The 17,464-nt window shown below is 74.0% G+C and carries 21 protein-coding genes; 12 read left to right on the top strand and 9 right to left on the bottom strand.

The annotated features are described in order from the left end of the window. Window positions 1-116 precede the first annotated feature (116 nt). Window positions 117-1,037, top strand: coding sequence for an MBL fold metallo-hydrolase (locus AF335_RS21095; RefSeq protein WP_102919981.1), 921 nt, complete (start codon window positions 117-119; stop codon window positions 1,035-1,037). Here AF335_RS21095 and AF335_RS21090 read toward each other — a convergent pair. After that, window positions 1,027-1,584 carry a TetR/AcrR family transcriptional regulator gene (locus AF335_RS21090; protein WP_102919980.1) on the bottom strand — a complete coding sequence of 186 codons (558 nt, stop codon included), beginning with the start codon at window positions 1,582-1,584 and terminating at the stop codon, window positions 1,027-1,029. The two genes, AF335_RS21095 and AF335_RS21090, sit on opposite strands and share 11 nt — an antisense overlap. Before the next feature lie 107 nt (window positions 1,585-1,691). Next, the gene (locus tag AF335_RS21085; protein WP_170127777.1) at window positions 1,692-2,273 is read right to left on the bottom strand and encodes a TetR family transcriptional regulator; all 582 of its coding nucleotides are present in this window, start codon (window positions 2,271-2,273) and stop codon (window positions 1,692-1,694) included. 104 nt (window positions 2,274-2,377) lie between these two features. On the opposite strand from AF335_RS21085, the gene AF335_RS21080 reads away from it, so the two are divergent. Both AF335_RS21080 and AF335_RS36435 read left to right on the top strand, forming a co-directional pair. Continuing rightward, the gene (locus AF335_RS21080) at window positions 2,378-3,316 is read left to right on the top strand and encodes an oxidoreductase (RefSeq protein ID WP_102919978.1); all 939 of its coding nucleotides are present in this window, start codon (window positions 2,378-2,380) and stop codon (window positions 3,314-3,316) included. Next, on the top strand, window positions 3,259-3,690 hold the full coding sequence (locus AF335_RS36435) for a LuxR C-terminal-related transcriptional regulator (RefSeq protein WP_146045589.1): 432 nt from the start codon (window positions 3,259-3,261) through the stop codon (window positions 3,688-3,690). Before AF335_RS21080 ends, AF335_RS36435 begins: the two co-directional genes overlap by 58 nt. Before the next feature lie 231 nt (window positions 3,691-3,921). On the opposite strand, the gene AF335_RS21070 is transcribed toward AF335_RS36435, so the two are convergent. Next, window positions 3,922-4,104, bottom strand: a complete 183-nt coding sequence (locus AF335_RS21070) for a hypothetical protein (RefSeq protein ID WP_102919977.1) — start codon at window positions 4,102-4,104, stop codon at window positions 3,922-3,924. Between the two features lie 198 nt (window positions 4,105-4,302). Between AF335_RS21070 and AF335_RS21065 the strand changes: the two genes are divergently transcribed. Next, window positions 4,303-6,651 carry an NACHT domain-containing protein gene (locus tag AF335_RS21065; RefSeq protein WP_146045588.1) on the top strand — a complete coding sequence of 783 codons (2,349 nt, stop codon included), beginning with the start codon at window positions 4,303-4,305 and terminating at the stop codon, window positions 6,649-6,651. Window positions 6,652-6,700: 49 nt separating this feature from the next. On the opposite strand, the gene AF335_RS21060 is transcribed toward AF335_RS21065, so the two are convergent. Next, a complete protein-coding gene (locus AF335_RS21060) occupies window positions 6,701-7,561 on the bottom strand; it encodes a hypothetical protein (RefSeq protein WP_102919975.1) in 861 nt (286 codons plus the stop codon). 367 nt (window positions 7,562-7,928) lie between these two features. Between AF335_RS21060 and AF335_RS21055 the strand changes: the two genes are divergently transcribed. Next, on the top strand, window positions 7,929-8,207 hold the full coding sequence (locus tag AF335_RS21055) for a DUF1540 domain-containing protein (protein WP_221505288.1): 279 nt from the start codon (window positions 7,929-7,931) through the stop codon (window positions 8,205-8,207). A gap of 110 nt (window positions 8,208-8,317) precedes the next feature. Here AF335_RS21055 and AF335_RS21050 read toward each other — a convergent pair whose 3' ends face one another. Further along, window positions 8,318-8,887 carry a hypothetical protein gene (locus tag AF335_RS21050; protein WP_146045587.1) on the bottom strand — a complete coding sequence of 190 codons (570 nt, stop codon included), beginning with the start codon at window positions 8,885-8,887 and terminating at the stop codon, window positions 8,318-8,320. A gap of 465 nt (window positions 8,888-9,352) precedes the next feature. Here AF335_RS21050 and AF335_RS21045 point away from each other — a divergent pair, with 465 nt between their 5' ends. Next, the gene (locus AF335_RS21045; RefSeq protein WP_102919972.1) at window positions 9,353-10,546 is read left to right on the top strand and encodes a saccharopine dehydrogenase family protein; all 1,194 of its coding nucleotides are present in this window, start codon (window positions 9,353-9,355) and stop codon (window positions 10,544-10,546) included. 57 nt (window positions 10,547-10,603) lie between these two features. Here the strand turns inward: AF335_RS21045 and AF335_RS36815 are convergent, their stop codons facing one another. The 3 genes from AF335_RS36815 to AF335_RS34760 all read right to left on the bottom strand — a co-directional run bounded on the left by AF335_RS36815 (window position 10,604) and on the right by AF335_RS34760 (window position 12,197). Beyond that, on the bottom strand, window positions 10,604-10,678 hold the full coding sequence (locus AF335_RS36815) for a hypothetical protein (protein WP_467343482.1): 75 nt from the start codon (window positions 10,676-10,678) through the stop codon (window positions 10,604-10,606). A gap of 157 nt (window positions 10,679-10,835) precedes the next feature. After that, complete coding sequence (locus AF335_RS21040; protein WP_102919971.1) at window positions 10,836-11,882, bottom strand: lytic polysaccharide monooxygenase auxiliary activity family 9 protein; 1,047 nt, start codon at window positions 11,880-11,882, stop codon at window positions 10,836-10,838. A gap of 150 nt (window positions 11,883-12,032) precedes the next feature. Then, window positions 12,033-12,197: a hypothetical protein gene (locus AF335_RS34760; RefSeq protein ID WP_170127767.1), complete on the bottom strand. Its 165-nt coding sequence runs from the start codon at window positions 12,195-12,197 to the stop codon at window positions 12,033-12,035. 211 nt (window positions 12,198-12,408) lie between these two features. Between AF335_RS34760 and AF335_RS21035 the strand changes: the two genes are divergently transcribed. From AF335_RS21035 to AF335_RS34160, 6 genes are all read left to right on the top strand, one after another. Beyond that, complete coding sequence (locus AF335_RS21035) at window positions 12,409-12,726, top strand: hypothetical protein (protein WP_146045586.1); 318 nt, start codon at window positions 12,409-12,411, stop codon at window positions 12,724-12,726. Window positions 12,727-12,831: 105 nt separating this feature from the next. After that, entirely contained in the window at window positions 12,832-13,380 is a 549-nt protein-coding gene (locus AF335_RS21030) for a nitrobindin family protein (protein ID WP_102919969.1), read from the top strand. A gap of 547 nt (window positions 13,381-13,927) precedes the next feature. Then, window positions 13,928-14,740 carry an SDR family NAD(P)-dependent oxidoreductase gene (locus tag AF335_RS21025; RefSeq protein WP_102919968.1) on the top strand — a complete coding sequence of 271 codons (813 nt, stop codon included), beginning with the start codon at window positions 13,928-13,930 and terminating at the stop codon, window positions 14,738-14,740. Between the two features lie 44 nt (window positions 14,741-14,784). Next, window positions 14,785-14,859: a 50S ribosomal protein bL37 gene (locus tag AF335_RS36685; protein ID WP_376697808.1), complete on the top strand. Its 75-nt coding sequence runs from the start codon at window positions 14,785-14,787 to the stop codon at window positions 14,857-14,859. An 88-nt stretch (window positions 14,860-14,947) separates the two neighbouring features. Beyond that, the gene (locus AF335_RS21020) at window positions 14,948-15,754 is read left to right on the top strand and encodes a GNAT family N-acetyltransferase (RefSeq protein ID WP_244927113.1); all 807 of its coding nucleotides are present in this window, start codon (window positions 14,948-14,950) and stop codon (window positions 15,752-15,754) included. Between the two features lie 201 nt (window positions 15,755-15,955). Further along, complete coding sequence (locus AF335_RS34160; RefSeq protein ID WP_146045585.1) at window positions 15,956-16,309, top strand: hypothetical protein; 354 nt, start codon at window positions 15,956-15,958, stop codon at window positions 16,307-16,309. A gap of 20 nt (window positions 16,310-16,329) precedes the next feature. Here the strand turns inward: AF335_RS34160 and AF335_RS21015 are convergent, their stop codons facing one another. Further along, window positions 16,330-17,430: a substrate-binding domain-containing protein gene (locus AF335_RS21015; RefSeq protein ID WP_102920120.1), complete on the bottom strand. Its 1,101-nt coding sequence runs from the start codon at window positions 17,428-17,430 to the stop codon at window positions 16,330-16,332. Window positions 17,431-17,464 lie beyond the last annotated feature (34 nt).

Genomic DNA, 17,464 nt, shown 5'->3' with positions numbered 1-17,464 from the left:
GTGTGAAGTCCGGCCTCGCCCGCGTCTCTTCGGACGCGGACGGCGGTCCGGGCGCCGCCCCGCTCCCGTGGCGTTCCGCGTGGGCGACGCCCCCGGCAGACGAAGGAAGTACGCCCATGTGCACGCCGCAGCCCACCGGCCCGGCCCCGGCCGGCCCCGCCCGCTGGACCGTCGGGGACATCACCGTCCACCGCGTCGACGAGATTCCGCTGCCGCCCGCCACCGGCCCGTGGCTGCTGCCGGCCGCCACCGCCGACGTGGTCGGCGGACACGACTGGCTGCGGCCCGACTTCGCCGACCCGGAGGGTGTCCTGCGCATCGACAGCCACAGCTTCGCGCTGGTCGTGGACGGGCTGCGGGTCCTGGTCGACACCGGGGTCGGCAACGGCAAGACGCGGGCGAACCCGGCGTGGCACGGCCTCCGCACCGACTACCTCGCGCGCCTCGCGGACGCCGGGTTCACGCCCGGGAACGTCGATCTGGTGGTGCTCACCCATCTGCACGCGGACCACGTCGGATGGAACACCCGGGAGGTCGACGGCGTGTGGGTGCCCACCTTCCCGAACGCGCGCTACCTCACGGCGAGGGCGGAGTACGACTTCTGGGCCGCGTACGACATGGACGAGGCGCGGCGCGGCATGTTCCTCGACTCCGTCGTCCCGGTCGTGGAGGCGGGCCTGCTCGATCTGGTCGACGTGCCGGAGGAGGGCGTCGACGTGGCCGCCGGCCTGCGGCTGGTGCCCGCGCCGGGCCACACCCCCGGGCAGGTCGCCGTCCAGCTGCGCAGCGCGGGCGCGGTGGCCCTGATCACGGGTGATTCCGTCCACCACCCCGTGCAGCTGGCGCGGCCGGGCATCGGCAGCTGCGTGGACATCGACCCCGCGCGGGCCGAGGCGACCCGCCGCGCGCTGCTCGCCCGGCTCGCCGGTACCGGCGGGCTCGTCCTCGGTACGCACTTCCCGGCGCCGACCGCCGGGCGCGTGGTCGCCGAGGGCGACGGCTACCGGCTCGAACCCGTGCCCGGCGTCAGCGAGTGAGCGCCTCCTCCGCGAGGCGGCGCGCGTAGGCGCCGGTGAGGCCGTCGGGGCGGAACAGGATGCGGTACATCACCGGCGCCACGACGCGGTCGATGACGGTCTCGACGTCCGGCACCTCCTCGCCGCGCCCGGCGGCACGGGCGAGCATGGTGCCCACCTGCTCCGCCGCGTAGGCCGAGCACAGTCCCGCGTTGTCGCCCTCGGGGTCGCCCAGCAGGGCGTCGCGCATATAAGCCCGCCCCGTGGGGGAGGCCATCTCCTCCAGGAACTGCTCGGCCCAGTTCCGCAGATCGTCCAGGAGCCGGCCGTGGTCCTCCGGCGGGGCCTCCGGGCGCAGGTGCTCGACGGCCACGTCCGAGAGCAGTTCCTGCAGGTCACCCCAGCGACGGTAGATCGTCGAGGGGGTGACGCCGGCGCGGGCCGCGACCATGGGAACCGTCAGCTCCGGACGCCCGACCTCGGCCTGGAGCTCGCGTACGGCGGTGTGCACCGCCTGCTGCACCCGGGTGCTGCGGCCACCGGGGCGGACCATCGGTCTACGGCTCATAAGGGCCACCTTAAAGCAAATTTCTTGCGTCATGCCCGGGTGGCCGTCGAGCCGCGGCCCGCCGTGACGCCCGTGGACACGGGGCTCCGGCGCCCGGGCCTCCGGCGTCAGGCCGCGTCGAGCGCCGGGGCGATGACGGTGAAGGCGCGGTCGATCAGCCCGGTGGGGTCCTCGGCCCCGTCGCTGCCGCTCCACCGGTGCAGCACGGCGTCGAAGGCGTTCAGCGCCATGCCGGCGGCCAGCCGCGGATACAGGTCGGAGCCGGGGTCGAGCCCCAGGCGCCCGGCCAGCTCCGCCGCCAGGTCGTCGCGCCACCGCGCCTGGTGCTCCAGGAAGCGTGCGTGCAGGGCGGGGGTGCGCAGGATCAGCCGGACCACCCTGAGTGCCCGTTCGGAGTGGGCGGTGCAGGTGGCGAGGGGGACCCCGACCGCGTACCGCAGCGCCGCGGAGGGGCGCTCCTCCGGGGGGCGGGCCGCCAGCTCCGTGCGGATGTCGACGCCCATGCCGGCCAGGAACTGGACGACGACGTCCTCCTTGGAGGCGAAGTAGCGGAAGAACGTCCGCTTGGACACACCGGCGGCCGTCGCGATCTCGTCGATGGTGACCGCGTCGAACCCCTTCGTCGCCAGGAGTTGCAGCGCTGCTTCGGTCAGCTCGTTCGAGACCAGCTGACGTTTGCGCTCGGCCATGCTCACTTCGGGTCGGGAACTCACCCGACGATGGTAACGCCATGCCTTCCATGGCACCAGGTAGCGTCTTGACACCGAGTGACACGAGCGGCAAGGTGTGCCGCATGACGCAGCGACAGCGATGGACCGCCGAGCAGATCCCCGACCAGACCGACCGGGTGTTCCTCGTGACCGGAGCCAACAGCGGCCTCGGACTGGCGACCGCCCGGGCGCTCGCCCGCCGGGGCGGACACGTGATCCTCGCGGTGCGCGACGAGGAGAAGGGCCGCCGGGCGATCGCCGACATCACCGCCGGACAGCCGGACGCCAGGCTCGAAGCGCGCCACCTCGACCTCTCCGACCTCGACTCCGTCCGGGCCTTCGCCGACCGGCTGTACGTCGACCTGCCCCGGCTGGACGTGCTCGTCAACAACGCCGGTGTGATGGCGCCGCCCCGGTCGCTGAGCGCACAGGGCCACGAGCTGCAGTTCGCCTGCAACCACCTCGGCCACTTCGCGCTCACCGGGCTGCTGCTCGACCTGCTGACCGCCGGGCACGACCCCCGCGTGGTCACGGTGAGCTCGGTCAACCACCGCAAGGCGAGCCTCCGCTTCGACGACCTCGCCGGTGAGCGCGGCTACTCGCCCATGGGCTTCTACAACCAGTCGAAGTTCGCCAACGCCGTCTTCGGGCACGAACTCCACCTGCGGCTGACCCGGGCCGGCAGCCCGGTCCGCAGCCTGCTCGCCCACCCCGGCTACACCGCCACCAACCTCCAGATGAAGGAGACGACCGGCCTGTTGCGGTTCGTCCTCGGCCGGATCGGCAACCCGCTCCTCGCCCAGCTCCCGGCCCGGGGCGCGCTGCCGCAGCTGTACGCGGCGACCGCCCCGGACGCGGCGGGCGGCGGGTTCTACGGACCGGACGGCACGGCCGAACTGCGCGGCGCCCCCACGCGGGTGGCACTCGCCCCCGCCGCGGCCGACCGGGAGACCGGCCGTCGTCTGTGGGAGCTGTCGGAGCGCATGACCGGCGTCCGGTTCGCGCTTCCGGCCCTCGCCTGACCGGGGCCGGCCGCCGGGCTCGGCCCCAGGGGCCGGGACGACCTGTGCGAGGCCCATGCCCTGGTCGCCCGGCTACCGGCGGCGAACCCGGCCGGGGCGGCGAACCCGTCACCGGCCGCCTCGTCCGGGAGGCGCGGCGGGCGCCGGTCGCCGCAGGTGCCCGCCGAGTCCCGCAGCCCCGGACCGGCCGGGCCGCGCTGACCGCGGCGGAACGGCGCGTGGTCGACCTCGCGGTCGAGGGGCACTCCAACGCCGAGACAGACGCGGTGCTCCACCTGGCCCGCCGTACCGTGGAGACCCATCTCGCCAGCGCCTACCGCAAGCTCGCGGCGATCCTGAGCAGAGGTCTCCTCGACGCGACGTCAAGTCGCTGACACGGCGGGCCGTGGTGCCGGACACATGATCCTGGGCGAGCGTCCCGCAGGCCGGCAGCGGACCGGACCGGTCCGGGTGGCGCCCGCGGCCCCGGCCCGGGCCCCGCGGCGGAACGGAACGGGCGGACGGGCGCCCCGTACGCAAAATCCCGGTGATGTGACGGACGAGAACCGGACACCCCCGGCATCATCCCGGTATGAGGCGAAGGCTGCCGGGGCGCTCCCCGAGGGTCACTTCCTGCCCCAGAAGGCACGTACCACCCCCGCCAGCGCGTGGACCACCTCGGACAGCGCCTTCAGGACGTGGGCCCGGTCACGCGCGGCGCTGCCCTTCAGCGCGATGTGGGCGACCAGTACCACCGTGCACGCCACGATCAGCAGGCCCGTCACCACGGGCCAGGCTGTGTCGGCCATGTGCCGACTCCCTTCCGACGAAGCTCGTTCCCCGGCCGGACGGCCGTGGACGGGGCAACCTTCTCCGGGCGCGCGGGGCGTGTCACGGAATCCCGGACCGAGCCGGATCGGAAGTCCGAATTCGCAGGTCACGACGGTATGTCCCGGGTTCGGGGGCGGATTTCCCCGGAGTGCGCGGGGCACCAAGAGGGAGGGAACATGACGGGGGACGACGGAACGGGCACGAGTGCCGGGCGGTTACTCCTGGGGAGGGAACTGCGCAGGCTGCTGCGGGAGTCGGGGGTGGACCAGAAGCAGGCACGCACGAGAGCCAACCTCCTGCTCCCCGAGAAGGCGGCCGAGCTGACCGCGCAGCGGGTCAGCGAACGCTTGTCCGGAGACCCCGGATCCGACTTCTCGCAGCTGTGGGCGCTGGCCGAGGCTCTGCTCATCGAGAGCGGGAAGCTGAGTGCCCCGGGCCGGGACCGGTTGAGGCGGTCCGCGGTCGACAGGGACAGGGCACGCGCCTTCTGGCACGGCCTGTGGGAGCTGGCCCGCACCGAGCCGCCCCTGGCGCCCGACCCCCGGCTGGCCGCCTACCTGCAGGCCGCGGCGCGTTTCGCCCGCAGCCACCCGTACCCGGGCCTCCCCGGTACCCCGCTGCCGCCGCCGCTGCCCGAGGGCTGCGTCGCCCGGCAGGTGCTCCCCCTGCCCCCGCCGGATCGTGAGCCGCACGCGTCGACCGGGTGTGCCGGGGCCGCCGGAGAGCCGCGGCCCGCGACCGACGCCTTCACGTCGGAGAGCCCGGTCACCGTGCTGATCGGCGCCCCCGGAAGCGGCAAGTCCACGCTCCTGCGCGTCCATCTCCTCGACTCGGTGGACGGCGGGCCGGACGGCAGGCGCAAGCGGCCCGGGACCGTCCCGGTCCTGGTGCCCGCCATCGCCCTGACCGGTACCGCCTCCCTGGCCCAGGCGCTGGCCTCGGCCGTCACCGCGCTCCTGGGGCGGTATCTGCCGCCCGGGACCGCCCTCGCCGGGGACTTCTTCGGCCGGCGCCCCCGCCCGAAGGGGACCTGGCTCGTCCTGGTCGACGGCCTCGACGAGGTCGCCGACCGGGAGGCGCGCGCCGGCCTGCTGGACAGACTGGCCGACGAGGCGGCGACCGACGGGACGCCCTACCGGTTCGTGGTCGCCACCCGCCCCCTGCCCGCGGGCGAACTCGACGTCCTGGGCCCGGACACGGCCCGCTTCGAGCTGCTCCTCTTCACCCCGGACGACCTGCGCCGCTACGCCCGCGAACAGTTCCGTGACCTCGATGACCCGGACCGGAGCACCGAGCTCTTCACCGCCTCGGTCGCCGGCACCGGGCTCGGCTCCCTGGTCCGCGGCCCGCTCATGGCCTCCATGCTGTGCGGGCTGTACGCGATCGCCCCCGGCGAGCTCCTCCCCGGGGGGCGCACCGAGGTCTACAGCCGGTTCATCGACCGGATCCACCGACACAACAGCCACAAGCGCATCGCCGAGACCCAGCAGGGGGCCATCGACGCCCTGGAGGAGCCCTTCCAGCACCTCCCGGACAGACTCGCCGTGCGCGCCGCCGCGGAGCGCACGCGGCTCGCTCTCCCCGAGCTCGTCGACTCGCTCGCCCACCGGATGTTCTTCGACGACGCCCCCGCCACCCTCGACGTGTTCGCCGCACACCCGTCGGCGCTCCGGCCCGAGCAGGTGCCCGGGCCGGACTGGCACCGGTTCCTGGGCGACCTGCTGCGTCCCACCGGCCTGTTGTCCGTCCAGGACGGCGAACCGGCCTTCCCGCACCGGACGTTCCTCGAATACCATGCCGCCCGCCACGCGACCCGTGACCCGAAGGCGAGCGCCTGGGCGGTCCGTGGCCTGCTCGACCACGGCTGGTTCAAGCCGCCCGCCATCTGGCCGTTCGGCAAGTGCTGGAGCAGGCCGGCCGGCCGGGCCCTGTCCCGTCCCCCTCTCGGGGAGGAGGAGGCGCGCATGCGCGAACGCGGCGACATGTCCTACGCCGGATTCGTGTTCGACCTCGCGGAGAGCGCCGGAGCCGCCCCGGGGAAGAAGCTCCTCCAGGTCGCCAGGAAGGGCGGCGCCGAAGGCGGTACGTTCATCGCCCTTCAGGCGGCACTGGGCACGCGCATCAGCCCGGAGACCGCGGCGGCCGCGCGCGAGACCCTCGTCCGGGCGGCCCTCGGGCCCCGCCGGATCCCCGGCAGGGAACGGGTCCTCGCCGCCGAGACGCTGGCCGGACTGGGCGACGAACGGGGCCTCGACGCCTTCCGGGCCATGGCGGACGACCCCCGCAGGCTCGACACCCTGGATCCGTGGCACATGCCCCTGACGGACTTCACCAGGGCGGCGCCCCCTTCCCCGTACGAGATGGACGAGACGCGGCGCCGTACCCGCCGGGACACGGTGGCCCGGCTCGACGCCGTGATCCGCGCCGCCGCCCCGGGCGCCGCCACCCGCCTGTACGCGTCCCGCGCGCGATCGTCCTTCGGGCGGTTGCTGGGCGAGGGCGCCGGGACGCGCGCGGGGTCCTGAGGGCCCTCCGGGCCCCGCCGGTCGGCGGGGCCCGGACGGGCGGCGTCGGCTATTCGAGGATCCGCTCGTCGAAGGGGACCGGCACCCACTTGTCCTCGGTGAGGCCGGGGTCGGCGATGTCGTTCGCGTACAGCAGCTTCCACGCGACCCGCCGGTATCCGGCCGAGGGGATGGTCCGGAACGGCAGATCGCCCTTGTCGAGCCACGGCGTCGTGTGCGCCTCGCCGTCCTTCGCCCAGACGATCTCGGGCACCCAGGTGCAGTCGCAGTGCTTCGTGGCCACGGTCAGGTCCACCGCCAGCGTCCTGCCGCCCGTGATCTCCAGGGGGAACGCCGTCTTCCCGGTGGGGACGACCCGGGCGTACGGTCCGCCGCCGTCCAGGTCGGCGCGGGCCGTGACCGTCTCCTCGGCCCCTCCGCACCCCGCCGTCTGCAACCCCAGTACCGTCGCCTCGCCCTGGGCGGGTACGGGAGCGCGCGCGACCACCTTGATCCGTATCTCCCTGACTACCAAAGGCCGGTTCCCCTCGGGCTGGATGTACAGGGTGATCGTGGTCCGGTCGGGGTCCCCGGCGTTGCGGGACGAGACCCGGGAGCTGTCCAGGGCGCGGCCGCGGACCGGCGGTGCCACGAGCTTGCCGGGCGGGGTCTTCACCACGCGGGCGTCCCACGGGCACAGGTACAGGGGCCGCTGGAGGTCGAGGCCCTTGCCGCGGGCGAGGTCCTCGGAGGCGGCGGGGGCCTTCGACTCGACGGCCCGGGGTGACCGCTCCCCCGACACATAGACGGGCGGTGGCCCGTCGTCCCCCTTGACCGCGTCGGCCACCCAGGAGAACCCACCGGTGACGGCCAGCCCGGTCACCGCCCCGGCGACCGCCACCACGACCGGCCCGATGACGACCGTCGCCATGAAACTGCGGTCCCGGAAAGGGAAGTAGCCCCGGCCACGGCGCGGGGCGGGCGGAGGCGGGGTGCCCGGTGGAGGCCCGGGTGGTCCCGGTGGTTCGGGCGGTTCGTCGGGGCGTCCGGGCTCAGGATCAGGTGAGTTGTGCGTCATTTCTCTCCCCCTTGGGCCGCACAGGGTAATGAGAGGGGGAGGGCCGGGGGAGGGGGTGTGCGCCTAGGGAGAACCGTCGTTCCGGAACCGGTCCCGGCATCCGGGTGAAGACGCCCGGTCACCGGTGTCGCCGGCCGGTGCCCGAGGAAGGCGTCGGGGGAACGGGCCGTGCCGGTGGGCGGTCCGGCCTGGACGTGGTGCCGAGGAGAACGCCGTGGAAATGCCGCAGGTGAGCGTGTGTCAGGTGGACGAGTGCGCGTACAACCAGGAGAGTGCCTGCCACGCCCTCGCCATCACCGTGGGCGACTCGACCCACGCCCACTGCGACACGTTCTTCGTGTTCCCGGCCAAGGGCGGTGACTCCTCCGCCGTCGGCCGGGTCGGCGCCTGCAAGATGGCCGGGTGCCTGCACAACACGGGCCTCGAATGCCAGGCTCCCGGCATCACCGTCGCCTCGCTCGGGGCGTCCCCGGACTGTCTGACGTACACGGCCAGGTAGTAGGGGAGCGCCCCGCCCGGCCTCCCCGCGTCCGCGCCCGCCGCGGACGACGACCCCGGTGCCTTCCACCCGAGGGGAGAGGCACCGGGGCCCTGCCCTGCCCCGGGGGTCTAGTGCGTTATCGACCACTTCAGCTGCGCGGGCGCCGCCGGGGGTTCACCGGTGTACTTCGTGGTGTACGCGGAAGACGCCGACGCGGCCTTGGAACCGGAGTAGTCGTCGCCGCCCTTGTCGCCCTTGTCGGCCGCCGCGCCGAGGTACCAGCCGTTCGACTCGTTCTTGACGAGCTTCGTGGCGGCGTCGTAGGACCACTTCAGCTGCGGGGGAGCGGCCGCGGGCTCGCCCGTGTACTTGGTGGTGTACGCGGGGGCCTTGGCGTCGGAGGAGTCGCCGCTGCCGAGGTACCAGCCCTTGGCCTCGTTCTTGATCAGTTTGGTGGCGGGGTCGTAGGACCACTTCAGGTTGCCGGGCGCCGCCGCGGGTTCGCCCGTGTACTTCGAGGTGTGCGCGGGCGCCTTGGCCGAGGTGTCACTGCCGCTGTCGAGGTACCACCCCGCCTCCTCGTTCTTGATCAGTCCTGCTGACGGGGCATCGGCCTGGCCCACTCCGGGGGCCAGGACCACCAGTGTGGTGGCGGCGACGAGGGTCGCGAGCCGCCGGGCGAGCGGGAGCACTGGCATGGTCGTCCTGCCGTTTCTGCGTGGGTTTCGAGGAGGCGAACGGTTCGCCTCGGCACCGCACTGTCCGCAATGAGCATGAACCGGCGCCCGTCGCGCACCCACCGGAACCGTCGCCCACCACCGGATCGTGCATGGGCATACGGCTCGACCGGCGGGGTGGCGGCCGTGCCGCGCGTTCGGAGGCGCCCGGCGCGCGGGTCCGGCGGGCCTTCCCGTACACCACCGCGGAACGGCGCTTCCCCGGCCGCCGCCAGCGCACAGGACCCGAACCGGAACCGCGCCGTGGGAGCGTTCCGGAAGCACGTCATCCAGGGTTCGCCCGGGCGCGATCGCCGTTCTCCGGGTCCTCGGACCGAGGCCGCCGCGCATCCCGCTGTGGCCTCCTCCCTTCTCCCGTGTAACGTCCGGCACGTACGGACCCCGGAAACGCCCCCGTCACTTCGACCCCCAGCAGCCGGAGGCTCCATGAACAGGCAGTCAGGCCCGGAACGCCCCTACGACGTCGTGCTCTTCGGGGCCACGGGGTTCGTCGGGCGGCTCGCCGCGGAGTATCTGCTGGCGCACGCGCCGAAGGGTCTCCGCTGGGCCGTCGCCGGGCGCAGCCGGACGAAACTGGAGGCACTGAGGCGGCGACTGGCCGTGCTGAACCCCGTGCGGGCCGACGAGGTGCCCCTGGTGGTCGCGGACGCGGGCGACCGGGGCGCGATGCGCGCGCTCGCCGGGTCCGCCCATGTCGTCGCGTCGACCGTCGGTCCCTACATCTGGTACGGGGAGAAGCTGGTGGCCGCCTGCGCGGAGGCCGGTACCGACTACACGGACCTCACCGGGGAGCCGGAGTTCGTGGACCTCGCCTACGTACGCCACGACGCGCGGGCCCGTGAGACCGGCGCGCGGCTCGTGCACGCCTGCGGCTTCGACTCGATGCCGCACGACCTCCTCGCGTACTTCACCGTCCAGCAGCTGCCGGAAGGGGTGCCGCTCACCGTCGACGGGTTCGTCCGGGCCTCCGGGCTCGCCTCCGGCGGGACGCTGGCCTCGGCCCTGACGATCATCGCGCGGCAGCGTCAGGCGCGCGAGGCGGCCCGGGAGCGGCGGCGGTACGAGCCGGCGCCGGCCGGGCGCCGGGTCGGGGCACCGCCGCCGGCCCCGCGGTTCAGCAAGGAGACGGGCACGTGGGCGCTGCCGCTGCCCACCCTCGACCCCCAGGTCGTACGCCGCTCGGCCGCCGCGCTGGACCGGTACGGCCCGGACTTCCGCTACCGCCACTACGCGTCCGTGAAGACGCTGCCCATGGCGCTGGCGGCGACGGCGGGCGTGGGCGCGCTGGCGGCCGTCGCCCAGGTGCCGCCCGCCCGGTCCTGGCTGATGAACCGCTACGAACCGGGGCGCGGCCCGGGGCCGGAGCAGCGGGCCCGGGCCTGGTTCCAGGTGCGGGCCGTGGGCGAGGGCGGCGGCCGGCGGGTGTTCACGGAGGTCTCGGGCGGCGACCCGGGCTACGGCGAGACCGCGAAGATGCTGGCCGAGGCGTCGATGTGCCTGGCCCTGGACGATCTGCCCGCCACGTCGGGGCAGGTCACGACGGCCACGGCGATGGGTGACGCGCTGATCGGGCGGCTGCGGGCGGCCGGGATCCCGTTCCGTGTGCGCCACACCCGCTGAGGCGGGGCCTCCCCGGGTGCCGGGACGTGCCGGTGCCCGGGTCTCAGGCCCGGGTGCTCAGCACTGAGGGCGCTTGCCGTGGTTGGCCGCCTTGCGGCGAGCCCTCTTCTTGCGGCGTCGCTTCGAGGACATGTCGGCTCCTCTCCTGCCTCTCCTGGTAATTTTCGTCCAATTTATACCCTTCGGTGGTGATGTGCCTGGAGGCCCGGCCCGCCCGTGCCGTGGGGGCCGGGCCTCCAGAGGGGCGGCGTACGGTCGTACGCCGCCCCCGGCGCGCGTCCGGTGACCGTCAGGCGCGGTCCCGCGCGGCGCGCCGCCGCATGGTCAGGAACAGGGTGGCGGAGCCCGCCGCCAGGACCGCCGCGCCGCCGGCGGTCAGCACCGTCGTGCCGCTGTCGCCGCCGGTCTCGGCGAGGCGCCCGCCCTGGGTGGCCGGGGCGTTGGCGGTGTTCACCGCGTAGTGCGCGCGGTGCGCGTCGCCGCCGTCGGCGGTCTTCCCGGCTTCGGTCCCGCCGGCTTCCGCGGCTCCGTGCCCGGTGCCGCCGCCGTTCGCGGCCGTGCCGTGCCCGCCCGTGCCGTGCCCGCCCGTGCCGGGGCCGTCACCGCCGTGGCCGCCGTGGTCGACCGTCGACCTGCCGGCCTCCGCGGCGATCTGCCGCTCGCTGGGCGCCGAAGCCTTCGTCGCGGGCGCCTGCCCGCCCAGGTCGACGTCCGAACAGGTGTAGAAGGCTTCGGGGCTGTCCGAGCGCTGCCAGATGCTGTAGATCAGGTGACGGCCGGACCGCTTCGGGACGGTGCCGTCGATGACGTAGCTCCCGTCCTTCAGCGTGGGGTTCGTGACCTCGGCGAAGGGCTTCTCCTCCAGGTCCGACCACTTCAGCGGCTTGCTCGGGTCGTAGCCGTCCTTCGTGACGTAGAGCTGGAACGTGCCCCGGTGCGGGGCCGTCGCCCGGTACCGGAAGGTGTGCGCGCCCGAGTCCAGCCGCGTCGCCGGCCAGTCGGTGCGGGCCATGTCCAGCCCCTTGTACTTGTCGCGTCCGGCGCTGCACAGCTTGCCGTCCGGGATGATCTGACGGTGCCGCCCGGCGGCGTCGCCGATGTTCACCTCGTTCCAGTCGTAGAGCGGCTGGGTGCCACCGGCCTCGACCAGCGCCTTGCAGGCGGCCGAGTCCGGGCTCTCCGGGCCCTCCGCGAAGCAGGCGGACACCCGGCTGACGGGGTCCGTCATGGTGCCGTGCGCGGCGGCCGGTCCGGCGGCCAGCGTGGCGAGGGTGAGGGAGGCGAGCGGGGTGAGGGAGAGCAGGGATATCCGTACGGTCCGGCGGAGCGGGTGCATGGGGATCTCCTAGGTGGGTGAGGGACGGCCCCGCACGCACGGCCGTTGTGTGGGAGGTGCCGTGCGTGCGGGGCGACTGTGGGGGGTGTTGCGTGGGGGGCATTATGGGGGAACTGGGGGCGTGGGGGCGAGAGATGACGTGAGAGAGTGTCAGCTCCGGGCCGCGGCGAACGCCTTGGCGAAGGCCGGCTCGTTCCGCGGGATCGAGCCGCGCGTCGCGGAGGCGGAGTTCCGCGCACCGCCCGGGTACGGCTTGTCGCGCGTCGCGGACCACATCGAGAACCCGCCGAGCCCCTTGGACCGGGCGAACCGCACCAGCCGGTCCGCGTCGCCGGCCTCGAAGACCTCCGTGGCGCCTGCTTCGCCTTGCGGCTCACGCGTCGGCGGTGTGCGGAGGAACCCATGGCGTACCTGCCTGTCATGTGTCGGGGGGTGACGCGGCAGCACGCTAGCGGGGACGAATCGGATGAACGGCCCAATGCCGGTACGGGGGCCGGGATTTATGGTCGCCTTAAGAAACACATGGGTGACGGTTAAAGAACCGGCGCCTGCCGGGGAGCGGCGGGCCGACGACCCGCGCGGCACCGGCTCACGCGGAGCGTCGGCCCGCCCCGGTGCCGCCGGTGAGGTGAAGAGCTTTCGGGTCCGGGGCGGACGGGCGGTCTTCGGCCCGGGCGGGAGCACGGCGGCCCTCGTGTCGGCGACGCCGGACGAGGGCCGGCAGATGCGGGTGTGGAAGCAGACCGCCTGGATCCGGGTGGACTTCGTGGCGGGGACGAGGACCAGCTCGGTGTTCGTCACCTGGAACGGGCACCCGCCGCACGTCCGGACGGTGGAGAGCTGACACCGCCCGGCGGCCCGGCGGAACGCGCGCTCCGCCGCCCCGGCGCCGGGGGAGCGACACCCTAGGCTGCCACCTGGAACCGGCACCGACCCAGGAGCGCACATCATGTTCGAGCCCGCCCCGAAGCACCCGTATCCCGACGCCTTCCGGCCGGACGCGGCGCCCGCGCCGCACGCACTGCTCGCACCGGTGCTCGCCCTCCTGGGCACCTGGGAAGGCCGGGGCCGTGGCGAGTACCCCACGCTCGCCGAGGAGTTCACCTACGCGCAGGAGGTCACCTTCAGCCACGACGGGCGCCCCTTCCTGCACTACGAGGCGCGCGCCTGGCTGCTCGACGGGGACGGGGCGCCGCTGCGGCCTTCCGCGCGGGAGAGCGGATGGTGGCGGTTGCAGCCGGAGGGGCGGGTGGAGGCGCTGATCACGCAGCCCACGGGGGTCGCGGAGATCTCGGTCGGGCGGGCCGCCGACGGCACCGTCGATCTCACCACGCACGAGGTCGCCCTCGCCCCCACGGCGAAGAAGGTCGACGCCACCCGCCGCCGGTACACGCTGACCGGCGAGGACACGCTCGACTTCGTACACGACCTCGCGGCGGTCGGACAGCCGCTGCGGCACCACCTCTCGGTACGGCTCCGGCGCACGGACGGGAGCTGAGCGCTCCGCGCAAAGTCCGGTGCGCCGTCTTCGGGTGCGTCGTGGCTGGTCGCGCGGTTCCCCGCGCCCCTTCGGGCGCTGCCGAACCGCACCGGACTTCACCAAGCCCGCTCAGACCGCACCCTCCGTACGGTCAGCCGCCACCCGGGGGCGCGCAGGTGGCTCGCCTCACCGGGCGCCGGCCGTGGCACGGGCACGTCCTGTACGGAGGACTCACCGGTGGAGCCCGTATCAGGGCGACGTAAGGAATGGGGCGCGGCGGTTGAACCCGGGTCCGCCGTCCCTTTGGATAGATGACGTGAACAGCCCTCTGCGCCACGACGACCGGCCGCCTCATACGGCGTGCCGAGTCCTGCGCGCTGTTCCGCCTCCGGCGCCGTAACGCGCCGGAAGTCTTCGCCGCGGCTCCCCGACTCCGGAAGCCGCGGCATCTCCGCACATCCCGTCACCAGCGCTCACTGAGCCGGTGACCGGAGCATTCGTTCATACGACGGTCCCGCCGATCGGCGGTCGCCGTCGCCTTTCCCCTATCCCGGAGTGGATCATTATGTCTTCTGCGCTCTCGCCTGCCGCCCGGACGGTGCTGGTCACCGGTGCCACCTCGGGCATCGGCTGGGAGACCGCGCGGTTGCTCGCGGAGCGCGGTGACGCGGTCATCGTGCACGCGCCGGACCAGGCATCGGGCCAGGACGCGATCGGACGCCTGGTGGCGTCCGGCAGCGATGCCGGGCGGCTGGAGCTCGCCGTCGCGGACTTCTCACGTCTGGACGAGGTGCGCGCCATGGCCGCCCGCGTCGCCGACCAACACCCGGTGCTGGACGTGCTGGTCAACAACGCGGCCGTGGTCGCCCCCGAACGCCGCACCATGACGAACGACGGCAACGAGCTGTCCCTCCAGGTCAACTTCCTGGCCGCCTACCTGCTCACCCACGAGCTCTCCGGCCCGCTCAGCGCCCGCCCCGGCAGCCGCGTCGTCAACGTGTCCTCCGCCATGCACCGCACCGCGTCCATCTCCTGGAACGACCCCCACCGCGCGCGCCGCTACTCCCGCCTCGCCGCCTACGCGCAGTCCCAGCTCGCCCTGACGATCTTCGCGCGGGAGAGCGCCCCGTGGATGTCCGTCAGTGTGCATCCCGGCGTCTGCGACACCGCCCTGCTCCCGCTCTACGCCCACGAGGGCGACTCGGCGGCCGAAGGCGCCGCGCGCGTGGCCCGCCTGTGCGACCCGGCGACCGAGGTGGAGCCGGGTGCCTACTACGACCGCACCGCGCTCTCCCCGGCCGCGCCGGTGGCGCTGGAGGAGCGCACGGTCCGCCGCCTGTGCAAGCTCGCCGACCAGCTGGTCGCCCGGAGCGCCTGACCTTCCGCCCCACCGAACCCCGAATACCGGAAGAGGGACGACCGATGTCGAAGCGCGCCCGCAAGAAGCGAGCCCGGCGCAAGAAGAGCGCCAACCACGGCAAGAAGGCATGCACCTGACGGCCGTACATCTCTGACCGGCGGGCGGTGCGGAACCAGGGGGATGGTTTCGCACCGCCCGCCTCGTACGGGTGGGGAATGGAGTCCTGTGTTCGAGGAGATCGCGCGCCGGAGGATGACGCCCGGCGCGGGGGAGTGGGCGTCGTGGTTCCCGCCGGGCATGCCCGGCCTGGGAGCGATGCCCGACCATATGCGGTTCGCCCGGACCGGGCGATGGTGGGCCGACCGGCCGTCGGAGCCCCGGGCGGCGGCGCTCACCTGCGCGGGGTACACCCTGATGGGCGGCGACCCGCACGCTGTGCCCCCGGAGGCGCTGGCGCCGCTGGCGTACGGCTACTTCGCGGTTCCGGACCGGTTTCTGCCCCTGCTGGGAGAGGCGTTCGAACGGATCGTGCCCTGGGAACGCATGCTCTGGGTGCGCCGCGACAACGTGCCGGCGACCCGGCCGGTGACGGGCATGAAGGTCACCGTCCGACGGATGACGGGCGCGGACGCCGCGGCGGTCCACGGGCTCGGCCCGGAGCTGAGCTGGATCGCGGGCACCTGGGACGGACCGCGCCGGCTCGCCGCGTCGGGCCGCTGCTGGGGCGCCTTCCACGACGGACGGCTGCTCTCCCTGGCCTGCACCTATTTCCGGGGCAGCCTGTACGAGGACATCGCCGTCGCCACCCGTCCCGAGGAACGCGGCCGAGGACTCGCCGCCGCTTGTGTACGCGGGCTGTGCGCGGACATCACCGCCCGGGGCACTCTGCCGACCTGGACGTGCTCGCGCCACAACGAACCCAGCCGCCGGCTCGCGGCCACCGCCGGATTTCGGCTGTACCGCGAGTACGTGCACTACGCGGTGGGTGCCTCGGCGGTGCGTACCGGGCGGCAGGCTGCCGCCCTGGCCTGACCGGCCGGTCGGCTTCCTCCGCCCTCGTGGCGAGCGCACACCGCGCTCGATGCCCGGGCGCAGCTTCCGTGAGAGCCGGTCAGGGATGCGTATGGGACGGCGGCTGACGCGGGTGACCGGGCAAGGGCCCGGCTAGCATCGGGAGTTCGCGGTCATCTGACGGCTGTCGACCACGGTGGCTTTGGACGGGGGAGCGGGAACGTGTCGTTCGAGAAGGAATGGGCTCAGCGTAAAACCGATGCCGGTACGCGACTCGGCAGTGCTTCGGCCGGTTCCGGAGGCGGTGGGGCGGCCGGTCCGGTCGTGCGCACCGGCGACCCGGGTGCCGTCGGGCACGCGGCGCGGCGCGGTCGTTCCCGCCGGGGCCGGGCAGGAGGGTTCCTCGACCACCGTCTGATGGTGCTGGGCGTATGCGTGGCGGTCGGCGGATTCGCCGGCGCTGTCAGGGGATTGGCGGACGGAGCGGACGCGCTGCGGATTCTGGCACCGGCGGGAGCGGCGATCCTCGGGACGGTCCTCGCGGCGGCATGCGTCGTGGGATACGCGAGGCGATGACCGCTCGGCCCCCGCCCTTTTCACGTGCCCCAGATCCTCCGGTACGCCGCCCGGTAGCCCCGTGGGTCCCAGGACGTGACGCTCGCGCTGTTGGCGGACGTGGCGATGTGGACGGGGGCCACGTAACCGCTGGCGGGGGCGCCGGCGAAGGCGCGGTTGAACTCGTCGACGATCTGCCAGCCCTGCTCGGTGAGCGCCTCGGGGACGGTGGCCGTCTGGAACTGGCCGCCGTTGACGCGCTGGAAGGCCGAGGGGTCACCGTCGCCCGCCCCGATGGCGAAGGGCGGGCCCGCGCCCTTCCTGCGGGCGGCGCGCAGGGCGGGGGCGGCGTCGGCGAAGTACACGTCGTTGATGGCGACGGAGTACGTCCAGCCGTCCCCGAAGCGGGCGAGGAGCGCGGAGACCTCCTGCGGCGTCCTGCTGCTGGTGTCGGAGACCGGGATGTTCTCCTCCGCCAGCAGCCGCACGCCGGAGCAGGTGGCGAGCTCCTTCTTGATCAGCTCGGACTTGGTCCGGGCGAACGGGATCGAGGCGTCGGTGAACAGCACCACACCGGCGTGGCCCCGGGAGTGCGTGATGATCCAGTCCGCGCTGATCCGCGCGACGTCGCCGACCCGGGTGGTGATGTTGGTGAAGAGCGCGGGGTCCCGGCCGGGGCCGGGGGTGTCGAGCGCGTGCCAGCCGACGAGCGGGACGTGGTCCGCGTGGGCCTTGGCGACCTGCTGGGACGTCAGGCGAGGGTCGAAGCCGCCGATGACGACGCCCGACGGCCGGAGGGCGAGGGCCTGGCCGAACGCCGCCTGGATCCCGGCGGGAGTGCCCTGGCCGTCGAGCACGCGGACGCTCCAGCCGATGGCCTCGGCGGCCTCCCGCACGCCCGTGGCGGTGCCCGCGACGCCCGGGTTGGTCATGGTCTGCGCGACGTAGACGAGGCTCTTCCCGGGAACCGCCCGGGGGCCCCGGGTGGGGCCGTCCCACGCGGCGTCGGTCCGCTGGGCCCGGTGGACGGCGGCTTCGGCCCCGGCCAGGGCGGTGGGGCAGCCGGGCGGGCCCGTGGCGGGGGGCACGGCGCCGCCGGCCGAGGTACCGCGCGCGCAGCCGGTGAGGCAGACCGCCGCCAGGACGACGGCGGCCCCCAGGGCGGCTCCACGGAAT

Source organism: Streptomyces eurocidicus (assembly GCF_002891295.1).
Lineage (GTDB): Bacteria > Actinomycetota > Actinomycetes > Streptomycetales > Streptomycetaceae > Streptomyces > Streptomyces eurocidicus.
This window is presented reverse-complemented; position numbering and strand designations above follow the sequence as displayed.